This window comes from Limnobacter sp. SAORIC-580 (genome assembly GCF_013004065.1).
Classification (GTDB): Bacteria; Pseudomonadota; Gammaproteobacteria; order Burkholderiales; family Burkholderiaceae_B; genus Limnobacter; species Limnobacter profundi.
On the sequence record NZ_CP053084.1, the window covers coordinates 1,361,720 to 1,380,028 of the forward strand.

Annotated in this window: 12 protein-coding genes; 6 read left to right on the forward strand and 6 right to left on the reverse strand. The window is 52.9% G+C overall.

The window, feature by feature from the left end; all coding sequences use genetic code 11:
* Positions 1-65 precede the first annotated feature (65 nt).
* From glnA to ntrC, 4 genes are all read left to right on the forward strand, one after another.
* Complete coding sequence (gene glnA / locus HKT17_RS06315; RefSeq protein WP_105028857.1) at positions 66-1,478, forward strand: type I glutamate--ammonia ligase; 1,413 nt, start codon at positions 66-68, stop codon at positions 1,476-1,478.
* A 189-nt stretch (positions 1,479-1,667) separates the two neighbouring features.
* On the forward strand, positions 1,668-2,195 hold the full coding sequence (locus tag HKT17_RS06320) for a DUF4124 domain-containing protein (RefSeq protein ID WP_171098674.1): 528 nt from the start codon (positions 1,668-1,670) through the stop codon (positions 2,193-2,195).
* Between the two features lie 36 nt (positions 2,196-2,231).
* Complete coding sequence (glnL, locus tag HKT17_RS06325) at positions 2,232-3,308, forward strand: nitrogen regulation protein NR(II) (RefSeq protein WP_105028859.1); 1,077 nt, start codon at positions 2,232-2,234, stop codon at positions 3,306-3,308.
* Positions 3,309-3,331: 23 nt separating this feature from the next.
* Complete coding sequence (gene ntrC / locus HKT17_RS06330; protein WP_171098676.1) at positions 3,332-4,912, forward strand: nitrogen regulation protein NR(I); 1,581 nt, start codon at positions 3,332-3,334, stop codon at positions 4,910-4,912.
* A 69-nt stretch (positions 4,913-4,981) separates the two neighbouring features.
* Here ntrC and HKT17_RS06335 read toward each other — a convergent pair whose 3' ends face one another.
* From HKT17_RS06335 to HKT17_RS06360, 6 genes are all read right to left on the reverse strand, one after another.
* A complete protein-coding gene (locus HKT17_RS06335; RefSeq protein WP_171098678.1) occupies positions 4,982-7,051 on the reverse strand; it encodes a methyl-accepting chemotaxis protein in 2,070 nt (689 codons plus the stop codon).
* 134 nt (positions 7,052-7,185) lie between these two features.
* The gene (xth, locus tag HKT17_RS06340) at positions 7,186-7,986 is read right to left on the reverse strand and encodes an exodeoxyribonuclease III (RefSeq protein ID WP_205882514.1); all 801 of its coding nucleotides are present in this window, start codon (positions 7,984-7,986) and stop codon (positions 7,186-7,188) included.
* Complete coding sequence (locus tag HKT17_RS06345; protein WP_171098680.1) at positions 7,986-10,049, reverse strand: M3 family metallopeptidase; 2,064 nt, start codon at positions 10,047-10,049, stop codon at positions 7,986-7,988. The genes xth and HKT17_RS06345 overlap by 1 nt, the downstream gene beginning before the upstream one ends.
* Positions 10,050-10,088: 39 nt before the next feature.
* Positions 10,089-10,937, reverse strand: coding sequence for a bifunctional methylenetetrahydrofolate dehydrogenase/methenyltetrahydrofolate cyclohydrolase FolD (gene folD, locus HKT17_RS06350; RefSeq protein ID WP_171098682.1), 849 nt, complete (start codon positions 10,935-10,937; stop codon positions 10,089-10,091).
* 82 nt (positions 10,938-11,019) lie between these two features.
* The gene (locus HKT17_RS06355; protein WP_240965922.1) at positions 11,020-11,667 is read right to left on the reverse strand and encodes a response regulator transcription factor; all 648 of its coding nucleotides are present in this window, start codon (positions 11,665-11,667) and stop codon (positions 11,020-11,022) included.
* A gap of 5 nt (positions 11,668-11,672) precedes the next feature.
* Positions 11,673-14,006: a PAS domain-containing sensor histidine kinase gene (locus HKT17_RS06360; protein WP_105028863.1), complete on the reverse strand. Its 2,334-nt coding sequence runs from the start codon at positions 14,004-14,006 to the stop codon at positions 11,673-11,675.
* Positions 14,007-14,236: 230 nt separating this feature from the next.
* Between HKT17_RS06360 and aceE the strand changes: the two genes are divergently transcribed.
* Together aceE and aceF are read left to right on the forward strand one after the other, a co-directional pair.
* Positions 14,237-16,942: a pyruvate dehydrogenase (acetyl-transferring), homodimeric type gene (aceE, locus tag HKT17_RS06365; protein WP_171098684.1), complete on the forward strand. Its 2,706-nt coding sequence runs from the start codon at positions 14,237-14,239 to the stop codon at positions 16,940-16,942.
* A 13-nt stretch (positions 16,943-16,955) separates the two neighbouring features.
* On the forward strand, positions 16,956-18,299 hold the full coding sequence (gene aceF, locus HKT17_RS06370; protein ID WP_240965924.1) for a dihydrolipoyllysine-residue acetyltransferase: 1,344 nt from the start codon (positions 16,956-16,958) through the stop codon (positions 18,297-18,299).
* Positions 18,300-18,309 lie beyond the last annotated feature (10 nt).

Here is an 18,309-nt window from a genome sequence, read left to right on the forward strand (position 1 = left end):
ATCAAAGAGTTCAACTCCGAATTTTTTTAGACCACTATTCCACCTCACGTACCAGGAGATTTTCAATGGCGACCGCCCAAGATGTAATGAAGATGGTTGCGGAAAATGAAGTGAAGTTTATTGACTTCCGCTTCACCGACACCAAAGGCAAAGAACAGCACGTGTCTGTGCCAGTTAAGATGTTTGACGACGACAAGTTCGAGTCTGGCCACGCATTTGATGGCTCTTCCATCGCCGGCTGGAAAGGCATTGAAGCCTCTGACATGTTGTTGATGCCCGATCCTGATACAGCTCGCATGGATCCTTTCCGTGAAGAGCCCACCCTGATTTTGACTTGCGACGTAATCGAGCCAACTGACGGCAAGGGTTACGACCGCGACCCACGTTCCATTGCACGTCGCGCTGAAGCCTATTTGAAGTCCTCTGGCCTGGGCGACACCGCCTACTTCGGTCCAGAACCCGAATTTTTCATTTTCGACAGCATCACCTGGGGTGATGAAATGTCGGGCTGTTTCTTCAAGATCAAGTCTGAAGAAGCTTCATGGTCTACCGGTATTGACTACGAACACGGCAACCTGGGCCACCGTCCCACTGTGAAAGGTGGCTACTTCCCCGTGTCCCCAACCGACTCTTTCCAGGACATTCGTTCTGAAATGTGTCTGTTGCTGGAACAGCAGGGCGTACCCGTTGAAGTGCACCACCACGAAGTGGCTGGCGCTGGTCAAAACGAAATCGGTACCATGTTCTCTACGCTGACCAAGCGTGCTGACTGGACACAAATTCTGAAGTACACCGTGTGGAACGTGGCTGCCAGCTATGGCAAAACAGCCACTTTCATGCCCAAGCCAATGTGGGGCGACAACGGTTCAGGCATGCACGTTCACCAATCAGTCTGGAAAGACGGCGTGAACCTGTTTGCTGGCAACGGCTACGCAGGCCTGTCTGATTTCGCCCTGTACTACATCGGCGGTATCATCAAGCACGCTCGTGCCTTGAACGCGATCACCAACCCATCCACCAACTCCTACAAGCGTTTGGTGCCTGGTTACGAAGCACCGGTGAAGTTGGCTTATTCCGCCAAGAACCGCTCCGCGTCCATCCGCATTCCACACGTGGCCAATCCAAAAGGCCGCCGCATTGAAGCGCGCTTCCCCGATCCCATGGCCAACCCTTACCTGGCATTCTCTGCCTTGTTGATGGCTGGTCTGGACGGTGTTCAAAACAAGATCCACCCAGGTGAAGCAGCAACCAAGAACCTGTATGACTTGCCTCCAGAAGAGGACGCATTGGTGCCAACCGTGTGCCACAGCCTGGAACAGGCTTTGGAAGCTCTGCAAGCTGACAACGAGTTCTTGACTCGTGGTGGCGTGTTCAGCAAGGAAATGATTGATGCTTACATCGAACTGAAGATGGAAGAAGTTCAGCGCATGCGCATGACTCCACACCCCATCGAATACGACATGTACTACGGCCTGTAATTCAGACTGTACGCATTAATCGAATGTGAAAGTGGCCCTGTACTGATCAAGTGCAGGGCCATTTTTTATTTTCGGTTGTTTGTAAAGAACCTACCCCGTCTGGTATCAGCACTCGCCTTCAATGGGGAGGGGCTACTGCAGGGGATCAAGTATCATGAAAGTCGTCCGGAATTTTGTAGAGATGGAATCATGGTGAAGTCAAGCGTAATTCAATATTCACTGATCGTCCTGGTGTTGGGGCTTGCTGCCGCACCCAAGGTACAAGCCTTGGGAACCGAGATGTTTGTGTGCACAGGTACAGACGGTGTTCGAACCTATCAAAATTCCGACGGTGGCGACGGCTGCGTGCCTTTGAATCTGAATCCTATTACCGTGGTGCCGGCCCCGCGTTCAGCCTCGAAAAGTGGTGGAATTTCCGAGCCTGCTTCGGGGGGGAGTTCAGGTCGACGTGCCACGGCGGCTTATGACAATCGCTCAGCCGCTGACTTCAACGCGAAGGACGATCGCATGAAAATTCTGCAGGAAGAATTGCGCATTGAAGAAAGCAAGTTGAAGTCTTTGCAAGACGAATACAAAAATGGGCAGCCTGATCGTTTGGGCAATGAAAAAAATTATCAAAAATATCTGGACCGGGTTTCGCGCCTAGAGCAGGAAATCATGGTGACCAATGACAATATTGAAATACTTAAAACTGAATTGATTCGGTTGTCAAAATAGTGTTTTTGAAACCGGCCGCATCGCCATGAGGATGAAGTGAAAAAAGAACGGTTTCAAGGTCTGGAGTTGTTGGCCACTGCGGTGGTGGTAAGTAATCCAGAGGGTGTAGTGCTATACGCCAACTTGTCTGCAGAAACATTGCTGGAAGTATCCAGGCGCAGCCTGGATGGGCAGGCACTGGCAGCCTTGTTCGTTGAGGCCAGTGCATTTCGGGAGTTTCTCAACAAATCCCACGCCGATCCCTTCGGCGTGAAGCGGCAGGTATTCGAGTTGATTCGACCCAGCGGCACTTCTGAGCATGTTCACGTTACGCTGTCTTGTCCCGATGGTGCCAACGGAGTAACCATCATTGAACTGCGTGAAATTGAGCAGCAGTTGAAAGTAGACCGTGAGGCCCGGATGATGGACCAGTCTCTGGCCAACAAAGAACTGATCCGCAATTTGGCGCATGAAATCAAAAATCCTCTGGGAGGTATTCGTGGCGCAGCCCAGTTGCTTGAAATTGAACTGCCTTCGCCTGAACTGAAAGAATACACACAGGTGGTGATCAAGGAGTCGGATCGTCTGCAAACCTTGGTTGATCGCCTGCTTGCTCCGCACCGTAAACCCCACATTGTGTCCATGATGAATATTCATGAAGTGTGCGAGCGTGTGCGTTCGGTGATTTTGGCTGAGCACCCCAAGGGCTTGAAATTCATTCGAGACTACGACATTTCGATCCCCGAGTTCTTGGGCGATCTGGAGCAGCTCATTCAGGCAATCCTGAATATAGTGCGCAATGCTGCACAAGCTTTGGCACCTCAAATCGCCGAAGGCACTGCGCAAATAACGCTATGCACCAGAGTAGTGCGTAGGGTAACCTTAAACCGCAAGCAACACAGGCTGGCATTAGACTTGCAAGTGATCGACAACGGACCCGGCATACCTGCTGAGATCATGGAAAGAATTTTTTTCCCGCTGGTTTCTGGGCGTGAGGGCGGCAGTGGTTTGGGCTTAACGCTGGCCCAAACTTTCGTGCAACAACACGAAGGCATTATTGAATGCAGCTCCACACCGGGAAGAACACTTTTCAAAGTCACATTGCCGCTGCAGTTTGATCACGCTACCAGCTGAGCGGTTTTAAGGAACCACAATTAATGCGTCCAATTTGGGTTGTTGATGATGACCACTCCATTCGTTGGGTCTTGCAAAAAGCAATTTCCCGCGAAGGTATTCCTTGCGAAATTTTTTCTTCAGCCGCCGAAGTATTAGAACGACTTGAAACCGAAGTACCCCAAGTACTGGTCTCGGACATACGCATGCCGGGGCAAAGCGGACTCACGTTGTTGTCCAAGGTGCGAGAGCTTCAGCCCGATTTGCCCGTCATTATCATGACGGCTTACTCCGACCTCGACAGCGCGGTGTCTGCCTTCCAGGGGGGCGCGTTCGAGTACCTGCCCAAACCCTTCGACATTGAGAAAGCGGTTGAGTTGATTTTGCGCGCAGTGCGTGAATCTCAAACCGAAGAGTTTGTTGAAGAAGCCGATTCCAGTGCGCCAGAAATTCTGGGTCAAGCGCCTGCCATGCAGGAAGTTTTTCGCGCGATTGGCCGGTTGTCCCAGTCCAATGTCACGGTACTGATCACCGGCGAGAGCGGGGCCGGCAAAGAGCTAGTCGCCCGTGCCCTGCACCGCCATAGCCCGCGCGCTTCAAAACCTTTTATCGCACTGAATACGGCAGCCATTCCCAAAGACCTGCTTGAATCCGAGTTGTTTGGCCACGAGCGCGGTTCTTTCACAGGTGCGCAAGCTCAACGACAAGGCCGGTTTGAGCAGGCCGAGGGTGGAACCCTGTTTCTCGATGAAATTGGTGACATGCCTGCCGAATTGCAAACCCGCCTGTTGAGGGTTTTGTCGGACGGGCATTTTTACCGTGTTGGCGGGCAACAGCCCATCAAGGCCAATGTGCGGGTAATCGCAGCCACGCACCAAAATCTGGATGAACGCGTCAAGCTTGGCATGTTCAGGGAAGACCTGTACCACCGTTTGAACGTGATTCGTCTTCGCTTGCCACCACTGCGGGAACGTCAGGAAGACATTCCCATTCTTGCCAAGCATTTTTTGAATGTGTCTGCCCGGGAATTGGGTACCGAAACCAAGCGTCTGTCCGATTCAGCCATTCGAATCATCAGTGAATTTCCATTCCCAGGCAATGTGCGCCAGCTGGAAAACGTGTGCCGCTGGATCACCGTAATGGCACCTGCCCAACTGGTTGAGGCACGTGACTTACCCCCAGAGCTGAAGGCATTCCAGAATGGTGGTGCCAATGCACTGGAGAAAATGGCGGGGAATTCCCCAAGCCCCAATCTTTGGCTTGCCGAAAGTGGCTCGGCATTGCCTGCAACAGGTACACCGGCTTTGCAGACCAGTTCGGGCATGTCCGCTGGCAAGTATCCAGTAGATACGGCTTCAACCGATGCTTTCTCCAATCCGCCCGTACCGGCAGGCAGCGCCAGCTGGCTGGAGCTGCTTTTTATTGAGGCCGAGAAAGCCCTGGAAAGCGGACAGCCTGATGTAATGGACGCATTGACCGCACAGTTTGAAACCACCATGATTCAAGCGGCTTTGAAAGCCACCCATGGCAAGCGGATTGAGGCAGCCCAGCGTTTGGGAATAGGGCGCAACACCATTACCCGGAAAATTCAGGACCTGAATATTGATGTCAAAGACATTGATTGAAAGTGTTTGAAGCGCCCAAAAAAAAGCCTCTGCATGCAGAGGCTTTTTTGTTGTACCCGGCGGGGTGAATTACATGTTCTTGACCTGAAACTTCTTCAGAATATTGGACAGGTCAGTGGCCACTCCCTTCAGGCCTGACACTGCATTGGACGCACGGCGAGCCATGTCCAAATTGCCTTCCGAAAGCTGGGCAACCACTTCAACCTGGTGACCAATACTTTCCGAGGCCTGGTTTTGCTCAAGCAGCGCCGCGTGAATGTTTTCAACCGAGTGGGCCACAGCCGAAGAATCGGCTGTGATCTGGTTCATGGCCTGGCCTGCGCGGTCTACAAGCTCAACACCTTTTTTCACGCTTTCTACAGCCATGTCCATGTTGTTAACGGCCACGCCAGAGCTGTTTTGAATGGCCTCGATCATGCCGTGAATATCGTCGGTCGACTTGCGAGTGCGCTCTGCCAGCTTGCGCACTTCATCGGCCACCACCGAGAAACCACGACCCTGTTCACCCGCGCGTGCAGCTTCAATGGCTGCATTCAAGGCCAGAAGGTTGGTTTGTTCAGCTATGCCTTTGATAATCAGAGCGATTTCAGAAATTTCCCGGGATTGTTCGCCGAGTTGTTGAATCACATCGGCTGTGCCTTGCACATTCTGTGAAATTTTATGCATTTGTTGAGTGGCGGAATTAATCGCACCCAAACCATCGTCTGCCAACTGGCGTGCCTTGTTGCTTACATCTTTGGCTTCAGTGGCCGATTCGCCCACGCTGGAAATTGAGGAAGACATTTCCTCAACCGCAGCCGCCATGCCTGAAGCCGCATCGCTACCAGAAGCGGCGCCTTTGCTGAGCTCTTCACTGGTTTGAACCAGGTCCTCAGATGCCTCTTGAACCTGGTCGGTGCTGCGTTTTACGGCACCCAAGGCTTGTTCCATGCTTTCGGCCATGCGGTTCATGCTGCGGGCCAACAGGCTGATTTCGTTTTTGGTGGCCACGCTGCCGTTGGTCACTTCATCGCTGGCACGTGCAGTCATGTCACCGTTGCCCAGTTTCAAAGCCAAAGCGGTCAGTACCTTGGTTGAGCTGGTCAAACGGCTTGTGACCCAGTAGAGGGCAAGCGCGATGATGGCAGAGGCAATCAGACCCATGATCACCATCATGCCCGACATGGCGTAAATCGTACTGAACATCTCGGAGGTAAGCGCGGGTGCGACAATCGCTGCACCGCCCCACTGGGGTACTTTGGTGAATGCCACAAACTCGCTGCGGTTTTCACCTGATTTTGGATCGTTCCAGCTAATTTGGGTAATGCCGCTGTCTTCTTTTGTAATCTTGTCGAGCAGGCCTTGCAAATCAGATTCTTTGGCAGCCAGTTCTTTGAACTCATCACCTTTGAATTGTGAGTGAATCATCACTTTGCCTGCATTCGCACCCGTGGTGTACAGCACATAGGGGATGCCGGTTTCACCAATGCGCGTGCTCAACACCGCGTTTTGTACATCGGCAAACAGGTTGGTCATGTCAAAGCCAATGTACAGCACCAAATCATGTTGACCATTTGTGCTTTTAATCGGCAAGTACTTCGACATGTAGCGCTTACCGAATAACAGCGCCTCACCCACGTAGGTTTCGCCTTTAATTATCTTGGCGTAGCTGGGGTGGCTTCGATCCAGCTTGGTGCCTACTGCACGGTCACCATTTTCCTTTTTCAGGCTGGTTGAAATTCTCAGGTAGTCGTCACCCGTGCGAACAAACACGGTTGCTATGCCGCCTGTCATTTTTGTGAAGTTATCCACCACACCGTAGTTGCCGGTAATGAAGGTGGAGTCCAGGGTTACCATGGGCCCGTCAATTTCAGGTGTAATCGAAATCTGCTGTTCAGGGTCAACCAGCAACTCGCCGTTGAACTCAATCTCAAACAACTCTGCCAATTGCGTTACAGAACTTTCTGACAGCTTGTAGGCAATGTCCATGGTTTGTCGCAAACCCTCGGCCTGGGTAGATACGGCGCGTTCGGTTCGGGCTGTGGCTGCATTGAAGGTGTACGCGGCCGTAATGCCGACCAGGCTCAATACAATCAGGGCCACCAAAGCGGCGCTGGTAAAGCTGATCTGTTTGGAAAGGGGCAGAGTCTTTAGGTTCATGGTGCGAAGCGATTGGGAAGGTTATGAACAGCTTCGATCATCGCATTGCCTACCCCGTACTAATTGCCTAATTAGAGGGGTAAATCGCCTGTTTTACCGAGGTGTTCCCCCTTTTGAAGGGGGGTGAGTAGTGGCTATCTTGAGAGGGTCGCCACGGCAGGGGCATGGTCCGAGGGTTTTTCCCATTTGCGCGGTACGCGGTCAATCACACTGGCAGTGCAATGTTCGGCCAAAGGTTTTGACAGCAAAACATGGTCGATTCGCAAGCCCTTGTTCTTTTGAAAACCCAACATGCGGTAATCCCACCAGGAAAAGGTTTTCTCGGCCTGCTCAAACAGCCGGAAGCTATCAACCAAACCCAAGCCCAGCAGTGTATTAAAGCGAGTGCGCTCATCATCCGAGCACAGCACTTGGCCCGCCCAAGCCTTGGGGTCATGCACATCACGGTCGTCGGGGGCGATGTTGTAATCACCTACCAAGGCCAGTTTTGGGTATTTGGCCAACCAGGTCTCACAGTCTTTCAGCAAGGCATCAAGCCAGGCTTTCTTGTATTCGAACTTGTCAGACCCAACTTCAGAGCCGTTCACCACATAGGCGCTGATGAATCGTAAATCACCAAAGGTGGCTGCAATGACGCGCTTTTGCTCATCGGGAAAGCTTGGCAGGTTCACCTGCACATCTACCGGTTCAGGCATGGTGGCTTTCTTGTACAGAATGGCCACACCGTTGTAGGTTTTCTGGCCAGCAAATACCGCACCGTACCCGGCAGCTTCCAGTTCAGCCACGGGAAAATTGTCGTCGGTCAGTTTCAACTCTTGCAGGCCCAGCAAATCGACAGGGTTGGTCTCAAGCCATTGCAACAGATGTGGAAGGCGCACCTTGAGCGAGTTCACGTTCCAGGTGGCCAGTTGAATGCTTGCTGCTTGGTCTGTCATTACGCTGCCTGCCTGTTGTCGACCATGCCCGTGTGGCGAAGCAGGGCGTCGATGCTGGGCTCTCGGCCACGGAAGGCCTTGAACGATTCAGCCGCAGGGCGGCTGCCGCCCACCGATAAAATCTCTTCGAGAAACTTTTTGCCGGTTTCCGGGCTGACTACACCGTTTTCTTCGAACATGGCAAAAGCATCGGCCGACAAGACTTCAGCCCATTTGTAGCTGTAGTAACCCGCTGCATAACCACCCGCGAAAATATGGCTGAACGAATTGGGGAAGCGGTTGTACGCTGGCGGGACCAGCACTGCCACTTCTTTGCGTACTTGGGCCAGCAGTTCAAGAATATTTGCTTCGCTGTGCGGGTCAAATTCGGTGTGCACAAGCATGTCAAACAGAGAGAACTCGATTTGACGCAGTGTTTGCAGTCCGCTCTGGAAATTCTTTGCGGCTACCATTTTGTCAAACAGGGCCTTGGGCATGGGTTCGCCTGTGGTTTCATGTGCGGTGAGCGATTCAACCACACTCCATTCCCAGGCAAAGTTTTCCATGAATTGAGAGGGCAATTCTACCGCATCCCATTCCACGCCGTTGATGCCGGCTACGTCCAGTTCATCCACGCGGGTCAACATGTGGTGAATGCCGTGCCCGAATTCATGGAACAGGGTTTGCACGTCGTCATGTGCCAATTGGGCCGCCTTGCCTGCTGCCGGTTTGGTGTAGTTACAGGTTAGGTAGGCCACGGGTGTTTGCACACCTTGCTCGGTGCGCTTGCGGCCGCGGGCGTCGTCCATCCAGGCGCCTGAGCGTTTGCTGGCGCGCGCATAGGGGTCCAGGTAGAAATGCGCAATGGCTTTGCCTTCTTTCTGTACTTCAAAGAAGCGCACATCCGGGTGCCAGGTGTCGGCTTGGGCTTTCACTATCTGCACACTGAACAATTTTTCTGTCAGCTTGAACAGACCCTCCAGCACGCGGTCCTCCTGAAAGTACTGGCGTACTTCCAGATCACTGAAGGCGTATTTTTTTTCTTTCAGCTTTTCGGAGGCATAGCTCATGTCCCAGCTTTGAAGATCGTCCATACCCAACTCGGTTTTGGCAAATGCTTTGATTTCTTCGAGATCACGCAGCGCGAATGGCTTGGCTTTCACCGCCAGTTCCCGCAGAAAATTGACCACTTCGTCGGGTGTGTTGGCCATTTTCGGGACCAAGCTCAGTTCACCAAAATTCTTGTAACCCAGCATTTGGGCTTCCTCAAGGCGAAGTTGCAGCAGTTCGCGAATCAGGGCTGTATTGTCCAGTTCGGCCGGGCCAAATTCGGAGGCTCGTTTGGCATAGGCTTCATAAAGTGTTTCACGCAATTCACGCTTCTCGGCGTACTGCAACACTGGAAAATAAGAGGGAAACTGCAAAGTAAATTTGTAGCCTTCCTTGCCTTCCGATTTTGCAAGTTCCTCGGCCGCTTGCACCGCATATTCAGGAATGCCTGCCAAATCAGCTTTGTCGGTCACGATCAATTCAAAGGCATTGGTGGCGTCCAGCACATTCTCGGAAAACTTGGCCGTTATGGCGGCCTGACGGTCTTGAATTTCCGCGTAACGTGGCTTTTGGTCAGCTGGCAATTCAGCGCCACCCAACTTGAAACCACGGATTGAATTGGCCAATACCTTCAGGCGTGCCGGCGTGAATTGTTTGGCGGCATCGCTTTGCTCAACGGCCTTGTAAATTGCATAAAGGCGCTCGTCTTGCCCAACCATGGTCCAGAACTCGGTGGTTTTGGGCAGGCAGGCGTTGTAGGCCGCGCGCAGCGCTTCGGTGTCCGCCACAGAATGCAAATGCCCAACCACGCCCCAGGCTCGGCTCAGTTGTTCGCAGGCGATGTCGAGCGGTAACAGGGTTTCTTCCCAAGTGGCGTGTTCAGGTGCAGTGCTGGCTGTCACTTCCAGCTGTTTTTTTGCCGCAGCAAGCAGCGTGTCAATGGCGGGTTCCACGTGCTCGGTTTTGATGTCCGAAAAACGGGGCAGTCCGGAAAAGTCGAGTAGGGGATTGTTCGTGTCCATTTTCATGCTCATGGTCTTGGGGTCCTGCTAAAAAATTCTGAAAGGCTGCGCTTATATGCTACGTTCTACCGCTTCAATCGTGTTTTGCAACAGCATGGTGATGGTCATGGGGCCAACACCACCGGGCACTGGCGTAATCCAGCCGGCCACTTCTTTGGCCGAATCAAAATCAACATCGCCGCACAGCTTGCCATCCGGCAAGCGGTTGATACCTACATCGATCACGACAGCACCCGGTTTGATCATGTCGCCTGTAATCATATTGGGGCGACCCACCGCAACTACAAGTACATCTGCGCGTTGGCAATGGGACTTCAGATCTTTGGTTTTGCTGTTGCACAAGGTTACTGTAGCGCCTTGCTGTAGCAACAACATCGCCTGTGGCTTACCCACAATGTTGCTGGCACCAATTACAACTGCCTCTGCGCCTCGCAATTCGATGCCTGTCAACTCAAGCATTTTCATGACACCGTAGGGCGTGCAGGGGCGAAACAGCGGTTTGCCGGTCATCAACAAACCAGCATTGCTGATGTGAAAGCCATCGACGTCTTTCTCTGCACTGATGGATTCAATGACCAGGTGGGAGTCCAGGTGTTTTGGCAAGGGCAATTGCACCAAAATGCCGTGAATGGTGGGGTCATCATTCAGTTGTTCAACCAAACCGACCAGTGCGTCCTGGCTGGTGTTCTCGGGCATGCGGTGCATCACCGATTTAAAGCCGGCTTTTTCACAGGCTGACACCTTGTTGCGCACGTAAACCTGCGATGCCGGGTCTTCGCCCACGAGCACCACCGCCAAGCCGGGTTGGTGGCCGAGGGCTGTCAATTCAGCAGCACGTTTGGCAATTGTTTCTCGAATGGAGGCGGCCAGTTCGGTTCCGCTGATGATTTGTGCAGACATGATTAAATGAGTTCGAAAATTTGAAATGGTTCAATTGAACAAGGCCCAGCAGCAGATTTCTGGCGGGCCTTGTTGGTGGTGTTCAGGGTTGTGCCAGTTCCGGTGATTTGCGCAAGGCGATTTTCAGCAAATCAGCCACGGTGGTCACTTGCAGCTTGTCCATGATGTTGGCGCGGTGCGCTTCCACGGTTTTAATGCTGATGTTCAGGTCGTCTGCAATTTGCTTGTTCAGGCGACCCGATACGATTCTCTCCAGTACCTGCAATTCACGTGTGGTCAGTTTCGAGTAAAGTTTGTTGATTTGTTCATCAAGCTTGGCGGTTTGGGCAAGCTCGTGGGCCAAGCGCATGTGCTGGTGAATCAGGTCTTTGATCTTGCCTTCATCAAACGGTTTTTCCAGAAAATCAACCGCACCGTTTTTCATGGTTTCCACTGCCAGTGTTACATCGCCATGGCCGGTGATGAAAACGATGGGGATGGGAATGCCGCGTTCATTCAGTGTTTTTTGCACTTCAAGGCCTGAAAGCTTGGGCATGCGAATGTCCAGCAGCAACACACAGGGTTGTGGCCACACCAATTGCTCAAGAAACAACTCGGGGTCTGCATAGGTTCTCACCTGATAGCCCTCGGTTTCGATAAGCCATTGGAGCGAGTCGCGTACCGCCTCGTCGTCGTCCACGATGAACACGGTTTCTTGCATTTCGGTGGGGCGTGGCTGAGTGTGGAGCATTGGCTTTATTCCATAACAGGTGGATTGATGTGCGCAAGCACCGAGTCTTCGGCCAGTGGCAGCGTGAACTTGAAAACACTGCCCTGACCTTGCGCGGGTTCTACCCACAATTGGCCTTGATGATACTCAATAATAGTACGACAGATGTTCAAGCCCATGCCCATTCCATCGGATTTGGTGGTGAAAAACGATTCAAACAGCCGTTGGCGAATTTCTTCGGGCACCCCCACGCCGTGATCTCGAACCTCAACCAAGGCAAACTGGGCCGACTGACCCACCTGAATCTCGATTAACTTTTGCTCCGGTGGCAGATGGCCCATGGCCTCCAGGCCGTTCTTGATCAGGTTCATCAATACTTGCTCGATCAGCACCGGGTCAGCCACTACCGACATCAGTGCATCGGGCAGGTTCATCTCAATCCGGGCCGATTGGTGTTTGGCCTCTAGGCGGGAAAAGCTGATGGCATCCTCAATAATTTTACCGATGGGGCAGGGTCCGCGTTTGGGTTCCTGTTGTTTCACGAATTCCCGAATTCGGCGAATCACATCACCAGCACGCTGGGCCTGTACATTTACCTTTTCAAGCACGGGCAGCAGGTCCTCGGGGCTGACTTTGCCCGCTTTCAGCCGGGTCACGCTGCCCATGTTGTAATTTGAAATGGCGGCCAGCGGCTGGTTGATTTCATGGGCCAGCGAAGAGGCCAGTTCGCCAAGGGTGATCAAACGAGACGTAAATTGCAGTTTTTCCTGTTGCTGACGCGACATGTCTTCCGCTTCCTTGCGTGAGGAAATATCGGTGGCCACCTGCATTACCACGGTTGCACCATCTACCCATGAAATGGATCGTCGCCGAACTTCGTACCAGCGCTGCGACACTGGATTAAGCCACTCGAATGGCTCATACAGATTTACCCGGTTGCGGCGGTTTTTTGACATGCGCGGCGGCGTGGCCTTGCCAAACCACTCCCTGTGTAGCCTGTTCACGAAAATATATTCATCGGGTCCGGCTTCCGGGCCCTGAACGCACACAGCTGCATCAAGTTCTTCAAGAATACGAACAAAGCGCCGGTGGGCAGCAGCCAGTTCGTCACGAATTCGGCGTGGCTCGGTGATGTCGGTCATCGAGGTCATCCAGCCGCTTTGCTGCCCATCGCTGTCAACCAGTGGCGACACATACATGCGTGCGTCAAACACGCTGCCGTCGCGTCTGCGCACTTGCACCTCGATGCCTTTTTGTGGCGCATTGCCTGACAGAATCAAATCCAGGTTGGTCTGCTGTTCTTCGTAGGACCTGTCAGGCCAATATGGAAATGGAGGAGCCATGCCCACCAGCTCCGATTCCTTGTAGCCGGTCATCCTGCAAAAGGCCGGGTTCACATAGGTGATACGGCCTTGCATGTCGATGGCCCGCATGCCGGTAACCACCGAGTTTTCCATGGCCCGTCGAAACTTGGTTTCCGCCAGCAATCGTTTCTCAGCCTGGCTGCGAAGTTTCGCATGCCGAAACAGCAGGATAAAACTCCATACAATTACCAGTGAAAGCCCAAACACCGCCCAGGCCAACATGTTGGAAAACAACTCGGTGTTGGTTTTGTATAGCACAGCTCGCAGTTTCAGCCCATGGCCAGGCGGATCTAGCGGAACCTCATGGCTCAACTTTGCATTGTCGATTGACCTGCTCACATTCGAGGCAACGGGATTGCCGCCACCGTCTACGATGCTGACCAAATAAAGCTGCACGAATGAGTTAGGTACCGCATCGTTCAGCAACGCACCCAAAGGAATGGTCGCCGCCACCGTGCCAATGAAATCTCCCCGGCTGAAAATGGGGCTGTGAACTTCAATGAACACCTTGCCGGAAGGATCCAGAAATGGCCTTGAGAACACAGGCAATCTGGTTTCCCTGGCGGTGTTGAATGCCCAATAACTTTCGGCATCTTCAATGGTTTGGTAAAGGGGGTGGAGTACTTCGGATGAGCGCAAACTGGGCAATGCCAAGTTGGTCACCCGTCTTTCCTCGTCAATGATCAGCACGCTGCTGACCTCTTGAAACTCATTTAACAGCGCCTGGGCGGAGAAACGAAAACCTTCAACATCACTGCTGTTTTGCTCAAACCCTCGAGCGATCTGGTTCAGTCGTTCCTGTGAGGCCAATAAACGGGTACGAATGGTTTGACGGGCCAGTTCCACATCACGAATGACGCGCAGTTGCGTTTGATTCTGATCCTCGGAATGCAGAGTGTAGAAAAAGGCGCCCATGGCAAGCAAAAACAGGATGATGCCCACCAGCGGGGTGGCCCAAACCAAAGGGCTTGTACGGGGTTGATCGCTGAGGCGCACGGTCGAATAGGTCTCGAATCCTGATAATGACTGAAGTGTACAAAACAAGCGGGCAAGTGGGTGGACTGGATTCAGGTGGATTCGGGAAAATCCTTAGATATTCCACAATATGAAAACTCAAATCATAATTTGAAACTTTTTGAATTAGGTGTGATACTCTAATATCAACACGAAATACAGCCACAAGCTCGTACTTCTGCAAAAGAACCCAGAGACCCAAGGAGGAAGCAATGTCAGCGCAACTCAATTTCCCCGGATCGGACGATCCCGATTTCCAAGAAACCCAAGAATGGCTAGATGCCCTGGAGGCCGTGCTTGAACGTGAAGGCCCCGAGCGTGCGCATTACTTGCTTGAACAACTGATTGCCAAAGCGCGCCTGAGTGGCGCGTTTATTCCGTTTTCGGCCAACACCGAATATGTGAACACCATCCCTGTGCACCTTGAAACCCGCTGCCCGGGCAATATGGAATACGAAGAACGTCTTCGCTCCTGGATGCGCTGGAATGCCATGGCCATGGTGGTGCGCGCCAACAAGAAAAGCCCGCCCGATGGCGGTGACCTGGGTGGTCACATTGCGTCATTCGCGTCTCTTGCCACCATGCTGGGTGTGGGTTTCAACCACTTCTGGCATGCTGAAGATGAAAACCACGGTGGCGATTTGCTTTACCTTCAGGGCCATGTGTCTCCTGGAATTTACGCACGCGCTTTCCTTGAGGGGCGTTTGACTGAAGACCAATTGAATAACTTCCGTCAGGAAGTGGATGGCAAAGGCCTTTCCAGTTACCCGCACCCCAAGTTGATGCCCGATTTCTGGCAGTTCCCGACAGTGTCCATGGGCCTTGGCCCCTTGATGGGTATTTATCAGGCCCGTTTCCTGAAGTACCTGCATGCCCGCGGCATTTGCGACACGTCCAAGCGCAAAGTCTGGGTGTTCTGTGGCGACGGTGAAATGGACGAACCCGAATCACTGGGTGCGATCGGCATGGCCGCGCGTGAAAAGCTGGACAACCTGGTGTTCGTGGTGAACTGTAACCTTCAGCGCCTGGATGGCCCGGTACGCGGCAACGGCAAGATCATTCAGGAATTGGAGGGTGAATTCCGCGGCTCAGGCTGGAACGTGTTGAAGGTGATCTGGGGCGGCTACTGGGACGAATTGTTGGCCCGCGACAAAGACGGCCTGATGCGCAAAGTGATGCTGGAAATGGTCGATGGTGAATACCAGAACTGCAAGGCCAACGATGGTGCTTACGTACGCAAGAACTTCTTTGGCAAGCACCCCAAGTTGCTGGAAATGGTTGCCCGCATGACCGATGAAGACATCTGGCGTTTGAACCGTGGCGGCCACGACCCACACAAAGTGCATGCTGCTTACGATGCCGCCATGAAGCATGAAGGCCAACCAACTGTAATTCTGGCGAAAACCGTGAAAGGCTTTGGCATGGGCAAGGTTGGTCAGGGCAAGAACACCACCCACCAGCAAAAGAAGCTGGACATTCAGTCCATCAAGGAATTCCGTGATCGCTTCAACATTCCAGTCTCAGACGACATCATCGAAGATGTGCCTTTCTACAAGCCAGCCGATGACGCGCCGGAAATTAAATACCTGCACGAGCGTCGTCAAGCCTTGGGCGGTTATCTGCCCAAGCGCCGCCGCGAGGCCGATGAAAAACTGAAAGTGCCCGGCCTGGATGCATTCGAAGCTGTGCTGGAACCCACCAAGGAAGGCCGTGAAATTTCAACCACACAAGCATTTGTGCGTGTGTTGACCGCATTGGTGCGCGACAAGGAAATCGGCCAGCGCATTGTGCCGATTGTTCCTGATGAAGCCCGCACATTTGGTATGGAAGGCATGTTCCGCCAGTTGGGTATTTATTCTTCACAGGGCCAGTTGTACGAACCAGTCGACAAAGATCAGGTGATGTACTACCGCGAAGACAAGGCCGGCCAAATTCTGGAAGAGGGCATTAACGAAGCTGGTGCATTCAGTTCCTGGATTGCAGCGGCCACATCGTATTCCACGAACAACCGCGTGATGATTCCTTTCTACATTTACTACTCCATGTTTGGCTTCCAGCGTGTGGGCGATTTGGCCTGGGCTGCGGGCGATATGCAGGCGCGTGGTTTCTTGCTGGGTGGCACTGCCGGCCGCACGACACTGAACGGCGAGGGTTTGCAGCACGAAGATGGTCACAGCCACATTTTGTCTTCGACCATTCCAAACTGTGTCAGCTATGACCCCACCTTTGCCCATGAGCTGGCTGTGATCATTCAGCACGGCTTGAAGCGCATGGTTGAAGACCAGGAAAACGTGTTCTATTACCTCACCGTGATGAACGAGAACTACGCACAGCCTGGCCTGAAAAAGGGTACCGAAGAGGGCATTCTGAAAGGCATGTATGTTTGCCGCGAGTCCGCCCTGAAGAAGGCTGGCAAGAAGCGTGTTCAACTGTTGGGCTCGGGCACCATTTTGCGTGAATCGCTGGAAGCGGCAGAATTGCTTGAAAAAGACTGGGGTGTTGCTGCTGATGTTTGGTCAGTCACCAGCTTCACTGAGCTGCGCCGTGAAGGTCTGGATGTAGAACGTGAAAACATGCTGCATCCCGAGCAGAAGTCCAAGCAAAGTTATGTTGAAAAAATGTTGGCCAAAACTGAAGGACCGATTGTGGCCTCAACCGACTACATGAAGTTGTTTGCTGACCAAATTCGCCCATTCATGCCCAAGGGCCGTGAGTACAAAGTTCTGGGCACCGATGGTTTTGGTCGTTCCGATTTCCGCTCCAAGTTGCGTGAGCATTTTGAGGTGAACCGTCATTTCGTCACCGTTGCAGCACTGAAGGCCTTAGCCGATCAGGGCGACATTCCACTGAGCACCGTGGGTGAGGCAATCAAGAAATACGGCATCAACCCCAACAAGCCCAACCCAGCCTACGCATAAAAGGACGATCGACATGACAATCGAAATCAAAGTACCCGACATCGGCGATTTTGACGGGGTGGAAATTATTGAAGTGCTGGTGAAGGCAGGCGACACCGTGGTGGCGGAGCAATCCATCATCACCGTTGAATCTGACAAAGCCAGTATGGAAATTCCATGCCCGCAAGCTGGTGTGGTCAAGGAAATGAAAGTAAAAATTGGCGACAAGGTGAAAGAAGGCACCTTGATGCTGATTCTTGAACCTGCTGGAGAGAGTGCGGCTGCGGCGGCGCCCAAGGCAGAGGAAGCACCCAAAGTCGAAGCTCCGAAAGCCGAATCAGCACCCGCAGCAGCCCCTGCTGTGGAGACAAAGGTTGCAACCACGACTGCACCTGCTGCCGCCTCTGCGCCTGTGCCCGCTGAACCACACAACCCAACTGCTGCGTCGGTGAATGCGCCGCACGCAAGCCCGTCGGTTCGCAAATTCGCGCGTGAATTGGGTGTGAATTTAACCACTGTGCAGGGCACAGGCCCGAAAGGCCGTATTACGCCTGATGACGTTCGCAACTTCGTGAAAGCGGCCGTTGCCGGTGTGGGTTCTGCTTCCGCTGGCGCATCCAAAGGCGGCAGTGGTGTTGGCCTCGATTTGTTGCCATGGCCCAAAGTCGATTTCACAAAATTTGGTGAAGTTGAAGAACTGGAGCTTTCACGCATCAAGAAATTGTCTGGTCCGAACCTGCACCGCAACTGGGTCATGATTCCGCATGTGACCCAGTTCGACGAAGCCGACATTACTGATCTTGAACAATTCCGCAAAGACACCAATACCGCACTGGCCAAGCAAGGCGTGAAGCTGACCATGTTGGCTTTCGTGATGAAGGCTTGTGTGGCAGTGCTGAAAAAGTACCCCGCCTTCAACGCCTCGCTGAATGAAGCGGGCGACAAATTGATTGTGAAGAAGTACTGGAACATTGGTTTTGCTGCCGATACGCCAAATGGTTTGGTGGTACCAGTTATTAAGGGTGTAGACCAGAAAGGCTTCGCGCAAATTGCCAATGAACTTGGCGAATTGTCAGCTCAGGCTCGTGACGGCAAGTTGAAAGGCGCTGATATGCAAGGCGCCACGTTTACAGTGTCGTCGCTGGGCGGTGTGGGCGGAACCATGTTCACACCAATTATCAATGCACCTGAGGTGGCTATTTTGGGCTTGTCCAAATCGGCCATGAAGCCGGTCTGGAACGGCAAGGAATTTGAGCCCCGCCTGATGTTGCCACTTAGCCTTAGCTACGACCATCGAGTGATCGACGGTGCCATGGCGGCCCGATTTACCACCGAGCTTGCTGGCGTGTTGGCCGACATGCGCAAAGTGCTGTTGTAAGGGGATGAAC